This window comes from Chryseobacterium endophyticum, assembly GCF_056333165.1.
Genome location: NZ_JBWGXE010000009.1, coordinates 1 through 17,710, shown reverse-complemented (window position 1 = coordinate 17,710; position 17,710 = coordinate 1). Strand labels below are relative to the sequence as shown.

Annotated in this window: 17 protein-coding genes; 12 read left to right on the top strand and 5 right to left on the bottom strand. The window is 39.7% G+C overall.

Going from position 1 to position 17,710, the window contains the following annotated elements; genetic code table 11:
* The first annotated feature begins 14 nt into the window (after positions 1–14).
* Positions 15–2,387, top strand: a complete 2,373-nt coding sequence (locus tag AC0N32_RS17150; protein ID WP_476395064.1) for a choice-of-anchor L domain-containing protein — start codon at positions 15–17, stop codon at positions 2,385–2,387.
* A gap of 677 nt (positions 2,388–3,064) precedes the next feature.
* On the opposite strand, the gene AC0N32_RS17145 is transcribed toward AC0N32_RS17150, so the two are convergent.
* Positions 3,065–4,447 (bottom strand): RtcB family protein, encoded by a 1,383-nt coding sequence (locus AC0N32_RS17145; RefSeq protein ID WP_476395063.1) that lies wholly within the window; start codon positions 4,445–4,447, stop codon positions 3,065–3,067.
* A gap of 98 nt (positions 4,448–4,545) precedes the next feature.
* Between AC0N32_RS17145 and AC0N32_RS17140 the strand changes: the two genes are divergently transcribed.
* The 4 genes from AC0N32_RS17140 to AC0N32_RS17125 are packed head-to-tail and all read left to right on the top strand — an operon-like array spanning position 4,546 to position 6,510.
* The gene (locus tag AC0N32_RS17140) at positions 4,546–4,878 is read left to right on the top strand and encodes a HopJ type III effector protein (RefSeq protein WP_476395062.1); all 333 of its coding nucleotides are present in this window, start codon (positions 4,546–4,548) and stop codon (positions 4,876–4,878) included.
* Positions 4,879–4,889: 11 nt separating this feature from the next.
* Complete coding sequence (locus AC0N32_RS17135; RefSeq protein WP_476395061.1) at positions 4,890–5,243, top strand: hypothetical protein; 354 nt, start codon at positions 4,890–4,892, stop codon at positions 5,241–5,243.
* Between the two features lie 53 nt (positions 5,244–5,296).
* Entirely contained in the window at positions 5,297–6,322 is a 1,026-nt protein-coding gene (locus AC0N32_RS17130; protein ID WP_476395060.1) for a helix-turn-helix transcriptional regulator, read from the top strand.
* 47 nt (positions 6,323–6,369) lie between these two features.
* On the top strand, positions 6,370–6,510 hold the full coding sequence (locus AC0N32_RS17125; protein ID WP_263603736.1) for a hypothetical protein: 141 nt from the start codon (positions 6,370–6,372) through the stop codon (positions 6,508–6,510).
* A 55-nt stretch (positions 6,511–6,565) separates the two neighbouring features.
* On the opposite strand, the gene AC0N32_RS17120 is transcribed toward AC0N32_RS17125, so the two are convergent.
* On the bottom strand, positions 6,566–7,750 hold the full coding sequence (locus tag AC0N32_RS17120) for a DUF1501 domain-containing protein (RefSeq protein ID WP_476395059.1): 1,185 nt from the start codon (positions 7,748–7,750) through the stop codon (positions 6,566–6,568).
* 27 nt (positions 7,751–7,777) lie between these two features.
* Complete coding sequence (locus tag AC0N32_RS17115; protein WP_476395058.1) at positions 7,778–9,157, bottom strand: DUF1800 domain-containing protein; 1,380 nt, start codon at positions 9,155–9,157, stop codon at positions 7,778–7,780.
* 273 nt (positions 9,158–9,430) lie between these two features.
* On the opposite strand from AC0N32_RS17115, the gene AC0N32_RS17110 reads away from it, so the two are divergent.
* The 7 genes from AC0N32_RS17110 (at position 9,431) to AC0N32_RS17080 (ending at position 16,659) form a co-directional block, all read left to right on the top strand.
* The gene (locus tag AC0N32_RS17110) at positions 9,431–9,994 is read left to right on the top strand and encodes a hypothetical protein (RefSeq protein ID WP_476395057.1); all 564 of its coding nucleotides are present in this window, start codon (positions 9,431–9,433) and stop codon (positions 9,992–9,994) included.
* A 114-nt stretch (positions 9,995–10,108) separates the two neighbouring features.
* Positions 10,109–11,158, top strand: coding sequence for a glucokinase (locus AC0N32_RS17105; protein WP_476395056.1), 1,050 nt, complete (start codon positions 10,109–10,111; stop codon positions 11,156–11,158).
* A 136-nt stretch (positions 11,159–11,294) separates the two neighbouring features.
* On the top strand, positions 11,295–11,861 hold the full coding sequence (locus AC0N32_RS17100; RefSeq protein ID WP_476395055.1) for a YceI family protein: 567 nt from the start codon (positions 11,295–11,297) through the stop codon (positions 11,859–11,861).
* Between the two features lie 78 nt (positions 11,862–11,939).
* A complete protein-coding gene (locus tag AC0N32_RS17095) occupies positions 11,940–12,575 on the top strand; it encodes a YceI family protein (protein ID WP_476395054.1) in 636 nt (211 codons plus the stop codon).
* Positions 12,576–12,655: 80 nt separating this feature from the next.
* A complete protein-coding gene (locus tag AC0N32_RS17090; protein ID WP_476395053.1) occupies positions 12,656–13,297 on the top strand; it encodes an alpha/beta hydrolase in 642 nt (213 codons plus the stop codon).
* 108 nt (positions 13,298–13,405) lie between these two features.
* Entirely contained in the window at positions 13,406–14,749 is a 1,344-nt protein-coding gene (locus AC0N32_RS17085) for an ammonium transporter (protein ID WP_476395052.1), read from the top strand.
* A gap of 491 nt (positions 14,750–15,240) precedes the next feature.
* Positions 15,241–16,659 carry an L-serine ammonia-lyase gene (locus tag AC0N32_RS17080; RefSeq protein WP_476395051.1) on the top strand — a complete coding sequence of 473 codons (1,419 nt, stop codon included), beginning with the start codon at positions 15,241–15,243 and terminating at the stop codon, positions 16,657–16,659.
* 87 nt (positions 16,660–16,746) lie between these two features.
* Here AC0N32_RS17080 and AC0N32_RS17075 read toward each other — a convergent pair whose 3' ends face one another.
* A complete protein-coding gene (locus AC0N32_RS17075) occupies positions 16,747–17,250 on the bottom strand; it encodes a hypothetical protein (RefSeq protein WP_476395050.1) in 504 nt (167 codons plus the stop codon).
* Between the two features lie 209 nt (positions 17,251–17,459).
* Positions 17,460–17,710 (bottom strand): hypothetical protein (locus AC0N32_RS17070; RefSeq protein WP_476395049.1); only part of this gene is annotated, 251 nt, incomplete at its 5' end.

Below are 17,710 nucleotides of genomic sequence, written 5' to 3'. Positions count from 1 at the left end.
AAATTACTTATTTTATGAAGAGATGCTTACTATTGTTTTCTTTACTCATGGCCTCGTCGTCGAGTCTCTTTTATTCACAAAAAATTACTCCCAGAAAGGGGCAACAGGAAAAAGCTTCAGGTTTAACGATGAAGGCTGGTGCTTTTATTGATGTCAATGCGGCTGGATATGCACCAACAGATTATACTCCCATACAATTAGTTAAAGATGTTTTAATTTCTTCCGGTACAAACTCATGTGTTACACCTAGTGTGTCTAACGTTCAGGTAAGCCCAAATTTACCGGCCAGTAATGTGCAAAGGTCTTGGGGATATTTTAATAGAGGAACAACCAATTTTCCGTTTAAAGACGGTATCGTTCTTTCCACCGGTTATGTTCGTAAATCTGGAAATGCATTTATAAGTGAAACTTTAGAAGATGATTTGCCTACAGGGAGTGATCCCGATCTTGTAGCCGCCACAAATCCTTCTGGCAGTCTTAATGATGCCGTTGTTTTAGAATTTGATTTCGTACCAACTTCAAGCCAGGTCAAGTTTAATTACTTATTTGCTTCTGAAGAATATACATCGACCTTTCCTTGTGGTTTCTCTGATGCATTTGCGTTGTTGCTGAGACCTACAAGCGGAGGACCTTACGTTAATATGGCGGTTTTGCCGGCACCGGGTAGCGGACCTGTAAGTGTTACCAATATCCACCCTCAAAACAGTTTTGCTGGAGATGACATGGGTTGTGGCGCGCCCAATGTATCCTTTTTCGATGGCTATAACACCTCAGCTATCGAAACAAACTATAACGGTAGAACAGTCCCATTGCAGGCAACGGCAACCGTTGTTCCAGGACAGTCTTATCATTTTAAAATGGTTGTGGCGGATGCTATTGATTACCGTTATGATTCAGCGGTTTTCCTGGAAGGAGGATCTTTCAATATCGGAGTAGAATTACAGGATCCTTCGGGAGCTGTTTTACCGGCAGAGATCAACGTTTGTGATAACGTTCCTCAGGTAATCACGGCATCTGTAAGCGACCCGAACCTTACGTACCAGTGGTTCTATAACGGGACTGCTATTCAGGGGGCAACCACACCGACGATCACGGCAAATCAGCCGGGTAACTATGAAATCCAAGTGAGTTTCCCGGGGAATCCATGTCCTGGAAAGGCTAATATTAAAATCAACGGAGGAACAACGCCTATAGCGGCTGATGCTTCTTTACTGCTTTGTACCACTCCGGATATTACATGGTTCGATTTAACGAATGCGATGCCATCGATCAGTACGACGGCTGGTGCTGTATTCCGTTTTTATGAAGACCAGAACGATGCTATTGCCCAGAATGGCGATTACATCCAGGATATTTTACATTACAACGGTAACGATGGCCAGATTCTCTATGTTGTAGTTTCTAACGGAGGCTTCTGTAGTAAAATGATTGAGTTAACCCTCCTTAAGGAAGCAACCCCAACCGTAAGTGTAGTGGCTTCCAAGATTAAAGTTTGCCCGGGTACTCAGGTACAGCTTACGGCGACCGGAGGTGTTACTTACGAATGGGCAAATTTCCAGGGAACAGGAAATACGCAGACGGCAACCGTTTACAATACCACAACTTTTACGGTATATTCTTTGGGAGCGAAAGGATGTAAATCTTTGCAGCCGGCAAGCATTACGGTAGAAGTGGTTCCGGAACTTACTTCTCCGCTGAGAGACGTGGAGATGTGCCAGGGAGACCGGGTAGTTCTTGACGCAGGATCAGGACCGAACTATACTTATCTCTGGAGTACAGGTGCCGTTACACAAACGATCAATGTAGACCAATATGGAATTTATAGTGTAAAAATCAACAATGGATATTGTGAAAAAACATTCACGGTAAATGTATTGGGTGCAGCTTCTCCGTTTGTTTCTAATCTTGATTACAGTAATAATACCTTAACCATTACGGCGGAAGTTCCAATGATCAATAACATTCCTCAGACTGTAGAGTATTCTATCGACGGAGGAATCTCATGGCAGCCGACTAATATATTTACAGGTCTTCAGGACAATACCACGTACCAGATCCAGGTGAGATCCGTGGGTACGCATTGCGTAGGTGCTTTGGAATTCTTTACCTTCCACGTAAGAAATGTCATCACTCCAAATCAGGACGGAATTCATGATACTCTTGACCTTACCGCTCTTGGAGGATTTAATAACTTTACGGGATCTATTTACGACCGTTACGGTTCTGAAATGTTCAGATTCTCAAAACAAAGTCCTGTGTGGGACGGTACTGTAGGCGGTAAGAAACTTCCAACGGCAACTTACTGGTACAAGTTCAACTTCCAGTACCCGAAATCAAAAGTAAATATGAGCCAGTCCGGTTGGATTATGCTTAAAAACAGAGAATAATACCACAGGAATAAATAATTTAATGAAAATAAAATCCCCCAATGGTAAATGCCTTTGGGGGGTATTTTTTTCTAATAAAAACGAATGAAAATTAAATAGTAAAGAATTTATGTTCATTAAAATGTTTTCACATCCGGGCAAAAGTTACTTCACCAGGATAATATCGATTTGCACCAGGATAAAGACTTACTTCACTAGGGTAAAATCTATTTTTCAAGGATAATGTCGATTTACACCAGGATAAAACGGTTTTTCACCAGGATAAAGGCTTACTTCACTAGGGTAAAATCTATTTTATAAGGATAATATCGGTTTGCGCCAGGATAAAACGGTTTTTCACCAGGATAAAGGCTTACTTCACTAGGGTAAAATCTATTTTTCAAGGATAATGTCGATTTACACCAGGATAAAACGGTTTTTCACTAGGATAAAGGCTTACTTCACTAGGGTAAAATCTATTTTTCAAGGATAATATCGGTTTGCGCCAGGATAAAACGGTTTTTCACTAGGATAAAGGCTTACTTCACTAGGGTAAAATCTATTTTTCAAGGATAATATCGATTTACACCAGGATAAAATTGTTTAGCACTTGGGTAAAAGTTTTTTACGAAGGAAATTTTTTATTTAGAATCTAAATCATCTTATATCCGACTTTTAGTTTTCATATAAAGAAAGTACTAAGCCTTTCTGAATTTCTTCTTTTTCTTCCACGGCGCATTTTTCTGCACATCTCCTGCCATGATACATCCGTACGGCATCACTTCATCCAGGACTTCACACAATCCGTATTCTTCGATCTGCGCTCTTACGTTTTTGGCGCTTTTATAAGCGGTCGGCAGCTCGGAAATATCGATTTCGTTGGTGAAGAAACGGACATCCAGTCCCTGGGTTTCTTCGGCGAAGACTTCTTCGATCGTTTTATGTGCCAGTGACTTTTTATGCTGTGTCCTGCTGAAATTTCTTCCGGCCCCGTGCGGGGCAAAACCTAAGTTTCTTTCGTTGGTGGTTCCTTTCACGATCAGAACGGGTTCCGACATATTTAAAGGGATCAGCCTCGGCCCGGTAATATCCGGCATGAACTTATCATCCAATGGAGTCGCTCCTTTAGCATGGTAGAATAAATCCCCATCCTTGAAGACGAAATTATGCTCGTTCCAGTAACGGTCTTCTTTTTCAACTTTCATTTTATTCAAAACAGCGTCGTGAATTGAAGTATGGTTTTCTTTCGTCCAAGCTCTGATCAGCTGCAGGGCTTCCCAATACGATTTTCCTTCTTCGGTATCGTACGGAATCCACGCATTTTCCCTTAAAGTTTCCGGTGACATTTCCATTCTGAATCGGTTGGCCACTTTCATTCCTTTATCATACAAGGCAGCTCCGGGCGCTCTTGATCCGTGATGTGTCACCAGCATCGTGTTTCCGGTATTTCTGGAGATCCCGACGAACAGGAAATGGTTTCCGTCGCCCTGGGTTCCCATATGCGAACGGGCAATACTGATTAATTTTTCGTCATTCAGGAAGTCGTTTTCCCTAAAGGCATCCATCAATTCCTGCGACATCGGCATCTGTTCTCCTCTTGGCCTTCCTCCGTACCCGAAATGCGTCACCGAATGGGCAATATCCAATACTTCCTTAGGATCGGCTTTCCCGAAGTCCGTAAGCATCACCGAACAGCAGATATCCGCGCTATGGAATCCTGGGTGAATGGCATTTTCTGCAACCACCACGCCTCCTACCGGGATATGTCCCGCAGGACCTGTAGGGCAGGCATCCGGCATCAGCGCTCCTCCGATCAGGGTGGGCGTTTTCATCAGGACTTTCATCGTGCTGATCACCTTTTCCACATTGTCGTTCTCACTATCATGTTCTGCTCTGATATTAATTATAAAATCCTTCGCCGTTTCATGAAGCGGAATGATTTCCGGCTGCCTGAACTGCTCTAAATATATTTTGATCTGAGTTTCATCTAAATGATTTTCGTTAATGAATTGGATGGCTTCTTTAAACCATTTTGCCGGTCGGTATCCTAATTCGATTAAGTTGTTTCCGTTAAAATCCATGTTCTGTTGTTTTGTTGATGCAAAGTAAGACTGTAAGTATGCAATGTTTTTGCGCAGATAAATTTTTTTTTTAATTATTTTTGAAAAAATTATAGACAATGTTATTTGAAAACTTAGAAAAATCAGCGGACGACATTCAGTTCAAAGATGTTATTGCTTTTATTGATGAAAACTACGATTTTACGCCGACAAAATTTACCAATGGCAATACCGTAAACGAAGCCGGACAGAACAATGGTTCGTGTAAAGTTTTCAGTTTTGCTCAGTTGAATGATCTTTCTTCGCAAGAAACGCTGAATCTTTTCGGGGAGTTTTACCGGGAAGATGTGCTGAAAAATCCTGATGGAGCCGATCACCAGAATATCAGAAACTTCATGCAGACCGGCTGGGAAGGAATTTCTTTTGAAGGAAAAGCTTTACAGAGAAAATAAATTAAGAACCCTTGAAAAAGCCACAATTTAAAATGCGGTACAGACAGGAGAAAATATTTTGTAACGGGAGCTTCAGGCTCGTTACAGAAATGAATGAATTTAGAATGTCATTATGGATTAACGGTTTCGGATTGGAAAATGCAGTGACGGGCGAACAAATCCTTCCTTTCATTTCACACTTTAATCTTGATCATATTGAGGAGGTGGATGAAAAGGTTTTAAAGATAAAGTTCAGAATTTATCCCGATGGTTCCAGGTATTATTCAGTGGAAGTAGATCCGTTTTCCAAAAGATTTGAATATGAAGGCAGGATGTATTCAACGGATCATTTTTATAAAACCATTACAGGAGAAGATTTGGAGTAAATTCAGCTAGGAAAACTCATTTTTAACTGCTTATTAATTTTAAAATCAGTAAAATGTCATCCAATAAAAATGCTTTGATCCGCTACAAAACGCTGGATAAATGCCTGAAAAACAAATACCGGAAATATACGCTGGATGATCTTATCGACGAGTGTTCCGAAGCCCTTTTTGAATTCGAGGGCAAGGAATCTTTCGTCAGCAGACGTACCGTACAGCTCGACCTGCAGAATATGAGGAGTGAGAAATTCGGCTATGAAGCGCCAATCGAAGTGTATGAACGGAAGTATTACCGCTACAGCGACCCCGACTACAGCATCCACAACATTTCGGTGAATGAAAGCGACCTGAAAGCGATGAACAATGCCGTACAGATCCTGAAGCAGTTCAAGGATTTTTCGATGTTCAAGGAAATGAACGGGGTGATCCAGAAGCTGGAAGACTCGATCCATTCTACCCATCAGAAATCGATCATTCATTTGGACAAAAATGAACAACTGAAAGGGCTTGAGCATATTGATGTGCTGTATGAAAGTATTATCAGTAAGAAAGTGCTCAGGATTCAGTACAAAAGCTTCACGGCAAGAGATGCAAATATTTTTACCGTTCATCCACAGCTGCTAAAAGAATATAACAACCGCTGGTTTCTGATCTGTCTTTATAAAGGAAAAATGTATAACCTGGCCCTTGACCGGATGGAGCATATAGAGCAGGAGGAAAAGGCAGAATATATTGACAGGAATCTGGATGGAGATGAATATTTTAAAAATATTGTAGGCGTTACGGTTTCTGAAACAAAACCGAGATATGTCGTTTTTTCCGTAGACGCTTCCAATGCTCCTTATGTGCGGACAAAACCTTTGCATAAAAGCCAGGAAACAGTGTCGGAAACAGCTGAAGCGACAGTTTTCAGAATTTGTGTACAGATCAATTATGAACTGGAACGGCTTCTGTTAGGCTTTGGTGATTGCCTGATTGTGCATCAGCCAAAGAGACTCAGGGAAAGGATGCGTGAGAAATTCAGGGCAGGTTTTAAAAATTACCAGAATCTTGATGCGGAAGAAAACAAGGAACCGCAGTAATCGTTGTGGCTTGGAAATTGTATTATCCAAAAAACAAAAATAAATATATGAAATCAAGAATACTAAAAGCTGTGGTAGCGGTCGTAGCCCCTTTGGTGATAGAATTTATCATCAAAAAAATCGCTGAGAAATTTGATGAAAAACCAGCGGAAGACAAAAAACAAGTTCCCGTGCAAAATTGGGAGTAGTTAATTTAAATATTATGAAAAAGAGGCGTTATCTACAATAAACTGCCTCTTTTTTTTATACAAAATCATAAATCCCGTTTTTCCAGCCCAATACTTTCGATGAATCTGCTTTCAGCCAATTTTTTAAAACTGTAGCATATACTTTTCTGAAATCTTCGGTGTAGATAAGATCGCCTTCGTTCAGTCTGGTAAGGTCGGGAAGTGCATTTAAAATCCCTTTTTTCTTTAATCCGCCGCTGATAAAAAACATTTGATTGGCTGTGCCGTGGTCGGTACCGTTACTGGCATTCTGGGCTACACGGCGTCCAAACTCTGAAAATGTCATCAACATAATCTGATCGAAAAGACCATTACTTTTCATATCGGCTACAAATGATCTTACGGTTTCATTGATATCACTGAAAAGTTTTTGCTGTCTTTCATTCTGGTTCACGTGTGTATCAAAACTTCCTATGGAAAGATAATAAACCCTTGTGTTGATGTCAGATTTAATGAGCGAGGCAACCGTTTTAAAATCTTTTCCCAGCTGGGAATTCGGATAGGTTTCGGTACTTTTTTTAGTCTTGCTTTTTTCAAAGATATAATCGGCATTGTTGATGGTAGAACCTAACGTCTGATATAAATAGGAAACCGTTTCGTCATCATGATGATGGTCATACAGGGATTTGAAATATTTTTCCTGGCTGGTTTGGTAGAGTCTTTTGGGATCTTTAAAGGCAAACGCTTTGTTTTTTTCACCTTTTAAAGCTAAACTGAGCATATCATCCACTTCCAGGGCCTGCGTAGGATGTTCGCAGCGATAACACTCTTCGTCCAGAAACCTGCCGAGCCAGCCGGTATCAAGGTACTCATCGCTTTTGCTGGCAGATTGCCAGATGTCCATACTTCTGAAATGGGATTTATCAGGATTGGGATATCCCACATTGTTCATGACCGAAAGTTCACCATTATCGTAAAGTTCCTTAAAGTAGGAAAGGGCGGGATTGATTCCCGCTTCGTCACTCAGTGGTAAAGCGTTTTGGATCGCAATGCTGTTTCTTTGTTTGAAATAAATATCGTTTCCGGTGGGAATGATGGTGTTTAATCCGTCGTTTCCGCCTGTAAACTGCAGAACGATCAATATCTTCTGTTCAGGTTCCAGGGCATCATCAATCGTCAGGGCTTTGAGGAAATTGGGCATCAGCAGTGAGGCGGTTGCCAGTGAACTTATTTTGAGGAATTCTCTTCTTTTAATTAACATACGGTCTGGTATTAAGTTAAAGGTAAACTACATCAGCTGGTATTCGGGAGTAGACATAAGATTAATGACGTTCATTTTTACACTTTGGTCCGAAAAGCTTTTTATGGAATTCATATCAAGGGATTTTGTGTTCTGTATCAGGTATTCTTCGATGTTTTTACCATTAAAAACTTTTTCTACACGATCCCAGTTAACCGTGATGTTGGGGTTTTTAAAGGTTTTGTTTAATGCACTCTCCCTGGATTTCATTCCCATATCAATATCGTCATCCGGTCTCGGACTGTACTCCAAAGGTCTCAGTCCTGACCATATCTGCGGGATCTGAAGCCTCAGCATGAGTGTCGAGCTGTCGATCCAGGATTTTCCGTTGGGCCAGCCGGAAACATTTGGCGGATATAGAAGCATCTGACCCAGCAGCTTCTGGTAAACAATAAGATTTTCCGGATTTTGAATATTCATCGGAAGCGTGCGCATCATTCCGGCCATCAGTTCTATAGGAGATTTAATCCTGTTCCCGATATTTTTCTCATCATAAAACCATTCGCTTGAAAAAATTTCGGTCATTAGATTTTTAATATCATAACCGGATTCATAAAAGTTTTCGCTTAGGGTGCTGATGATCGATTCATCAGCATTTTCATTCACGAAAAACTTATAAATTTTAGTGGTAATAAACCTTGAAGTAGCCTTCTGTTCGAGAATAATATTTAGAACGTCATTTCCCGTAAGATTTCCGGTTTTGCCGAGAAAGGTTTTGGTTTCCTCGTCATGAAGTTTTTTCCGCTCCTGGAAGTTTCCTTGTTTGTCGTATCCCCATCCCGTGAAAGCCCGTGCGCCTTCCCTGATATCTTTTTCCGTATAATTTCCTCTTCCCATGGTGAAAAGTTCCATTACTTCCCGCGCAAAATTTTCATTGGGATGATCTTTTTTATTTTGCTGATTATTTAAAAAACTCAGCATAGCCGGAGATTTGCTTACTTCAAACAGCAGTTCCCTGAAGTTTCCCAATGCATTTTTACGGATCACATTCAAAAGCTGGCGGTTGAATTTGGGATTCTGTACTCTCGATGCGAAATGACCATGCCAGAAAAAAGCCATTTTCTCTCTGAGCTGGTCGTTTCCGGTGACCATTTGATTCAGGAAATTAAGATTAAGTTCTTCATTTTGCTGCCGGCTGATCTTCTGAATTTCCTTTTTCTTTTCCGCTGGTGACTGATTATTCATATAATCAAGGGAATCTGTGTCAGGAACCTGGTAGTCTATATAGGTAAAGGAGTCTTCTTTAAACAACTCATGCAAAAGCATTGTGCGGTCCTTGTTTTTAAGTTTCGCAAATTGGTTGATTCCCGGGCCGAAGCCTGCTCGCCAAAGGAGATGCTTGTTGTTAATTAATGACGGTACGGCCATAGTCGTATTTTATATTTTGGATCTCTGTCCAATGGTAAGGTTAAAATTAATAACGGTTAAGAATTGTTAATATGGATGTGAGATGTGAAAATTTTAAATGGGCGTAGCGGAAGAAACGAATACTTTAATTAAACACTTATTTAAATTTTACCATATTTTAAAAAACTGAAAATCATGATTTTGTAGGAATTATCGGATCTGATGCACTGTTTACAAAATTGGTTGGCACGATTTTTACAGTTTTGAGCTAAGTAAAATTTTAAAATAAAAGTTATGAAAGTGTTAAAGCATGCCATTTTATTTGCAGGGATTTTCACTGCCGGAGCATTGAGTGCACAGAGTGCGCAGATGAACAATATGATCAAAGTAGGCGCTAATGTTGGTTTAGCAGTTCCGTCTGATAATACTTCTATGGCTGTTGGCGTAGATGTAGCTTATCAGAATTTAATCACGCCGGGATTCGGATTGGGTATCGCGACCGGATATACTCATTATTTTGGGAAAGACAACAACGGATATAATAACAATGACGTAGGTGTTGTACCGGTGGGTGCATTGATCAGGATTTATCCGAAACAAACCGGTTTTTATTTCGGGACCGACTTAGGATACGGTTTCCTGGTGGGCGATGAAAAAGTTGCGTCCAACGCTTCTCTTGACAGACCTGACGGAGGTTTTTACATCAAGCCGGAGATCGGGTACCACAACCAGGACTGGAATTTCTTTGTACAGTATCAGAAAGTATTTGTAGGAAGCAAAGGTGATTTGCCAAATCAGGACTACAATGTAGGTAACATTGGAGTAGGATTTTCTTACAATATTCCGTTAGGAAAGTAGTTAGATTTAAATATAAGCAATTATCAGCCAAACCTTTTCGAATTTTTGAGAAGGTTTTTTATTTCTAACGAAAATTTACGAAAACTATTATTATATTTGATAAAATTTGAGGTTATGATTTTGAATCCGAAATTTCCGCTTTATTTACCAGGAGTAAAAAACGATGGCAATGATAACATTTCTATCATCGGCGCCAACCTTCGTGAAGATATGACAACTTTAGGCTATTTTGTTTCTGCGAACCAGGGCCTGGAGATTAAAATCCAACATAATTATCCTACTAAAGAGTATGCTTCCTTTACAGATATCTTAAAAGCATTTATTCAGGATAATCAGCTGGAAAATGTGAAAAGACTTGGAATGGCCGTTCCGGGACCTGTCATCAATGGGAAAAGTACGCCGGAGAGACTTGGGTGGAACCTTGATGTGGAAGATTTTAAAAGAGATTTTGATTTCGAAAGCGTAGATATGCTGAATGACCAGGAGGCTTCTGCGTACGGTATGGGTCTTCTGGAAGACAGTGATCTCGATCCCATCTATACGAGTGGTCATCTTGAAAAAGGAAATGTTGCTATTCTGGCTCCTGGAAACGGGTTGGGAGAAGCAGGGTATTTCTTTGACGGAAGTTTTATAAGACCTTTTGCCACCGAAGGAGGTCATTCTGAATTTTCTCCGCGAACGAATGTGGAAGTTGAATTCTACCAGTTTCTGAACAATATCTACGGAATTGTAAGCTGGGAAAACGTGTTGTCCAAAACCGGTCTTTTTAATATCTACCGTTTCCTGAGAGACGTAAAGAGACATCCTGAACCGGAATGGCTTGCCGAGAGACTGGCAGAAGGAAATTTTGTCCATGAATTATACAGAGCGGCGGTTGAAGACGACGTGCTGATCTGCAAAATAGCCCTGGATACTTTCCTTGAATTCCTGGCCAGAGAAGCCAATAACCTTACGCTGAAATTAAAGGCAACAGGAGGATTGCTCATTTCAGGCGATATTCCTCAGGCGATCCGGGAATATATTGATAAAGATAAGTTCTACGAAAAATTCAAGATCAGTGATAAAATGGAAGAAATGCTCAGAAACATTCCGATTTATCTGAATAAAAATGAAAATACAGCTTTGAATGGCGCAGCGCTATACACCGCTTATTATCAAGACTAACTTTAAACTCCGGTTATCCGGAGTTTTTTATTTATAAAAATTATTGCATTTATTGATATACATCAACGAAATCTATCACTTCTGTTGACTACATTTGCACCAGTAAATAATAAACAAGCAAATAATTTTTATTCAAATGAAAAAAATATTCTTATTAGCAGTTTTAGCTAGTGGTTTAGCATTCGGACAGGCAAAAAAAGTAGTAAGCTCTGACGTTCAGTGGTGGGGTTATAAAATCGCAAAGTCTGAGGCAAGCTCTCACAACGGAACGGTAAAGGTGAAATCAGGTGATATGATCATGAAAGGAAACCAGTTGGTTGGCGGTACTTTCGTTTTAGATATGACTTCGATCAATGCGACGGATCTTACCGGTGAGTACCAGCAAAAGCTTAACGGACACCTTAAAAACGGAGATTTCTTCGAGGTTGAGAAGTATCCTACAGCAACTTTTAAAATCACAGGTGTAAAGAAAAACAACGACAAAGTGTACAATTCTTTAGTAACGGGTAACCTGACAGTAAAAGGAAAAACCAACACCATTTCTTTCCCTGCAAAAATTACTTATGCTAACGGAACCGTAAGCTTAATGTCTAAAAAATTCTCTATCGACAGACAAAAATTTGATGTCGCTTACAAATCTACTATGCAGGACGTTCTTGTGAAAGATGATATGGATTTGCAGGTAAAAGTAACAGCAAAATAATTTAATCAAAAAAAGATTGTTAAAAGTGTAGAAGTTCTACACTTTTTTTTATTTTTGTTGAATTGTAAATAAAAAAGAATGAAAAGATTACTATTGTTTGCTATGATGTGTATCAGCATGTCATTTGTTTTCGGTCAGAAGAAAGGAGATAAGGTGGTAAAAGTAACATCATCGGAAATCAGATGGTGGGGATATAAAGTAGTGAAAACAGTTCCTACAACACACTCTGGAACGGTAAAACTGAAAAGCGGAAAGTTCACTTTTGATAAAACAGTCCTGGTAGACGGAGAGTTTGTTATCGATATGAAATCGATCATGGCCGGTGACGTATCAAGCCAGGATGAAGATATGGTAAAACTGACCAACGATCTGAAGAGTACCAATTTCTTTGAAGTTAAAAAATTTCCGTTGGCAAAATTTCATTTGACGAAGATTATTCCACTGGCAAACAGCGATTATAATTCTACAGTGTACGGAGATGTGACGATTAAAGGCGTGAGAAAAACCATTACTTTCCCTGCCAATGTATACATCACACAGTTTACGGTAGTGATAGAATCTGCAAAATTCTCATTAAACAGAAGAGATTTCAAAGTATTCTATCAGTCTTCCTTAAAAGATTATTTCATTAAAAACGAAATGGATATCCAGTTCAAGCTTTCTACTGAGAAATTGGATAACGAAAACAGAACGCCTGTTAAAAAGAAAAAATAAAACAGAAGTTTTAATAAAAAAATGAGCGATTTCTTGGGAAACCGCTCATTTTTTTTGTCTCCTTTTTTTATTTTAGTAGTATGAAAATATATGTGGTAAGCGGACTTGGCGCAGACTTCAAAGTACTTGAAAAGATTAAATTTCCGGAACATCATGAGGTCGTTTTTATCGATTGGATCATTCCGGAGTATCATGAAGACTTCCTGCATTACGTAAACAGGATGGCCGAAAAGATCGACGACTCACAGCCTTTTTATCTTCTGGGGTATTCTTTCGGCGGAATTCTGGTTCAGGAAATCAATAAGATAAAGCCTGCCAGAAAAGTGGTGATTATGGGAAGTATAAAATCTAACCGTGAGAAATCGAGGTTGATAAAAACGGGTCAGATCACCAGGATTCCCAAATTGCTGCCGGTAAAATTTTTCAATGAAAAGACGACAAATATCTATTCTATGATCAGGAGATTTTTCGATCCGAAAAATCCCCGCATTCTTCAGTATTTTCAGGTCAGGGATCCTTATTACCTTAAATGGTCGATCGAAAAGATATCGGACTGGAAATTCGAGGAGAATCCGGAGGTTATTCAGATCATGGGGGATAAAGATATTGTATTTCCCATTAAAAACTGTCGGCCGGATTATATTATCAAAGGCGGTACCCATTTGTTTCCCGCAACAAAATCTAAAGAAGTTTCCGGTATTTTAAAGGGGGTGTTCGAGTGAAATAATAATTAAATATTATTTTGATGTTAAGTTTAAAGGGGTTTGTTTTAAAATTTATAATATTTTGAAAATTTATTCTTACTTTTGAAGGGGTAAATTTAAAATTTTATGACAGTCGGTTTAAAATGGATCGTTTCTTTCTGTATTATTACACTGGTCGCCGTTGGCGGATTATTCTGGAGTCCTATTGCAGACTTTCCCAATACCGGGGAATTTCTGGGTGAAGATAAAATCGTAGGCGCAGACGTCGCCTGGATTCTTGCCGCAGCAGGTCTTGTACTGCTGATGACTCCCGGCCTGTCATTTTTCTACGGAGGAATGGTTGGTAAAAAAAATGTCATCTCTACCATGTTTCAGAGCTTTATCGCATTAGGCGTGATCTCCATATTATGGGTCGTTATCGGTTTCTCATTATCTTTCGGTGATTCCATTGGCTTTACGATGAACGGCGAGCATTACGGAATTATCGGTAATCCCCTGAGTTACCCTTTTTTCAGCAGGGTGGGGGTGTTGCCTCATAAATATATGGCTTCCACTATTCCTTTTATTCTTTTTGCTTTGTTTCAGATGAAATTTGCCGTGATCACGCCGGCCCTGATCACCGGATCTTTTGCTGAGCGTGTCCGTTTTATTTCTTACCTGTTGTTCATGGTACTTTTCAGCTTATGTATTTATACCCCGCTTTGTCACATGGTGTGGCATCCGGACGGGCTTTTAAATAAATATTTCGGAGTGAAAGATTTCGCCGGCGGAACGGTTGTTCACATGAGCGCAGGTTTTGCGGCCCTTGCCGGTGCTATGGTGGTAGGGAACCGTAAAAAACCTCATCACGATCCTTCCAATATTTCTTATGTATTGCTGGGAACCGGGATGCTTTGGTTCGGATGGTTTGGTTTTAATGCTGGCTCTGCACTCAGTGCCAATGCAACGGCTGCTACAGCATTCGGAACAACCACCATTGCCTCTGCTTCTGCGATGATGACCTGGATCTTTTTTGACAGAATCAACAAAAGAAAAGTATCTGCCATGGGCGCCTGTATCGGTGCGGTCGTAGGACTGGTGGCCATTACGCCCGGATGCGGATTTGTTTCCATTTCGGAAAGCCTGTTTATCGGGTTTATCTCAGCCATCGTATCCAATCTGATGGTCAACTGGAAAGCTTTGAAGAAAATCGATGACACGCTGGATGTCTTTGCCTGTCATGGCGTAGGAGGAATCATGGGGATGATCCTTACCGCTATTTTTGCCCACGGCGAAAACGCGAGTCTCCTACATGGCGGACTGGAAGTTTTTGCCCATCACATGGCAGCCCTCCTTTTGGTGTCTGTATTCACTTTCTTCGGATCGCTTCTTCTGTATAAAATAACAAACCGTATTATTACTCTAAGGGTTTCGGAAGAATCTGAAGAAATGGGATTGGATATTTCCCAACATGAAGAGCGTATCTGCTGAATGTAATGGTTGGGGGGAAGTCAATTGTCAATGGTCAATGGTCAATAGTGAATTTTTTAAACCAAAGATAAAATTGACAAGCGCAGCGAACTGACCATTCACCATTGACATATCGGGTGAAAAGTCAATGGTCAATTGTGATTTTTTTTAACCAAAGATAAAATTGACAAGCACAGTGAACTGACCATTCACCATTGGCATATCGGGTGAAAAGTCAATGGTCAATAGTGAATTTTTTAAACCAAAGATAAAATTGACAAGCGCAGCGAACTGACCATTCACCATTGACGTATGTGGTCAATTGTCAATAGTGAATTTTTTTAACCAAAAATTGACAAGCGCAGCGAATTGACCATTCACCATTGACAAAAAAATCTACTAGTGTTCATATAGTTTTAATTAGAAAGCCGGGGCTGATTTTTCATCTCCGGCTTTTGCGTTTGGATTTATCGTGTATCTTTGTACGAAGGAAAAAAGGAAGAATTTTCTATATGGAATCAATATCGGTTTTTGAGATTATAAAAGTTGGAATCGGGCCATCCAGTTCACACACCATGGGCCCATGGAATGCGGCATCAGCATTTATCAGGATTATAAAAAGAGAAAGGACAATAGCCGAGGTGAAAGAAGTCTTCCTGGAATTCTTCGGCTCTCTGGCCAAAACAGGAATCGGGCACGGAACTGATATTGCGGGAATGCTCGGACTCAATGGGGAAGATTATAAAACCATCGATACCACAAAGATCGACGAGAAGATCGAAAGAATAAAAAGTACGCAGACCATTAATCTCGGTGGCGAAAAGGAAATTCCTTTTATCTATGGGCATCACCTGCTTTTAAATATGCATAAATCACTCGATTATCACCCCAACGGAATGATTTTCAAAGCCATTTTTGAAGACGGAACCGAACTGGTACAGGATTTTTATTCTGTGGGCGGTGGTTTCATCATGAGCCAGGAAAAAAAATCTATTGAAAAACACTGTATCCGTACTTTATACCCATGTCATAAATCTTCTGACATCGTAAAATACTGCGAAAAGCTTGGGCTTGAAAGAATCTCGGATCTTATTTTAATGAATGAAGAAAGCTGGAGATCCCAGGAAGAAACCAAACAGGAGGCACTCTATATCTGGCAGCAGATCAAAGAATGTATCTACAAAGGAGTCAATAAGGAAGGCACACTGCCCGGAGGACTCAATGTCTCCCGCCGGGCTGCCGGGATCAACAGGAAGCTGCTGGGTGATAAAATTTATAAAAACAAAGACCAATGGTTTCAGCAGGTCGTTGATGCGGAAGAGAACTTTACCAATATCAACAAATGGATTTCCTGTTTTGCATTAGCTGTAAATGAAGAGAATGCAAGTTTCGGAAGAATCATTACAGCGCCGACCAATGGGGCCAGTGGCGTGATTCCGGCAGTGCTGATGTATGCCCAGGCATTTACTCCCTTTACGAGCGATGACGACATCATCCGTTTCTTACTGGTTGCCGGGGAAATCGGAACTTTATTCAAGAAAAATGCCACCATTTCTGCTGCGATGGGAGGTTGCCAGGCAGAAGTCGGCGTCTCTTCGGCGATGGCAGCAGCAGGACTTACAGAAATTCTCGGCGGAAGCGTAGGGCAGGTACTGATGGCTGCTGAAATTGCCATGGAACATCACCTGGGGATGACCTGCGATCCGATCAAAGGGCTGGTTCAGATTCCGTGTATTGAAAGAAATACGATGGGTGCCATCAAGGCTATTACCGCCGCAAATATTGCCCTGGAAAGCGATCCTGCCAAAGCCAAAGTAAGTCTCGACCAGGTAATCCAGACCATGTGGGAAACCGCACTCTCTATGAATGACCGGTTTAAGGAAACTTCTGAAGGAGGGCTGGCAATTGCTGTGAATGTTGCGGAATGTTAAGCTTGTAATTAATATTGTTATCATAAAATCCTTAGAATAAACTTAAGGATTTTTCGTGTATGTATTGAATTTATCTGTGCTATAGGACTACTTTAGGATTTTATAAGACGTATAATCTTTAATAGTTTTCAGTTCATAAATTTCTTGTTTATCAGCATCTATAATCCTGATATCTTCTAAAGGAACATTTTGACAGTGGATGAAGCTAATAAACTGTCCGGCATTAAACTTTCCTTTCACTATGATATCAAATCCTTTCTCTGTTTCTAAGGAGCTGTACCATTCCCATCTTCTGATACCTTTATCAATAAAATTATCAACACTTGAATGGACTCTATATAAAAGTTCATCGTATTTGTAGTCATCATCACTTAATTGTTTTAGCTTGTTTACAATTCCCTGTGGTAGTAGTTGCTCCCACTTAGGGTCTTCATCACTTAAGTTCTTGTTTTTTAAGATTGTTAAAACTGCATTCTTAAAGTTGTCTAATACTTCTTTTGAATGAGCTACATTTCTTACTCTAACTATCTGATAGCCTTTTAAAGGTTTTTCCCCTTTTGTATTATATTTTATGTTTCCTTGTTCTGTCATCACTTTATTTTTTAATAATTACTGCTTTTTTGTTAAATATTCTTTTAAAATCTTCAATATTCATTTTGTATGAAGCACATTGATTTATAGGTTATGCATCACGAAAAAAAACTTGACGTATTATTTAAAATATAGCTTTAATAAAAAATTCTTAGAATAAACTTCTAAGGATTTTTCATGTATGTATTGAATTTATCTGTGCTGTACGACTACTTTAGGATTTTATAAGACGTATAATCTTTAATAGTTTTTAGCTCATAAAATTCTTGTTTATCGGCATCTATAATTCTGATATTATCTAAAGGAACATTTTGACAATGGATGAAGCTAATGAATTGTCCAGCATTAAATTTGCCTTTTACAATAATATCAAATCCTTTCTTTGTTTCCAAAGAACTATACCATTCCCATTTTTTAATATCTTGAAAGTTATAGATAGTCATATCTATATCATCTAATA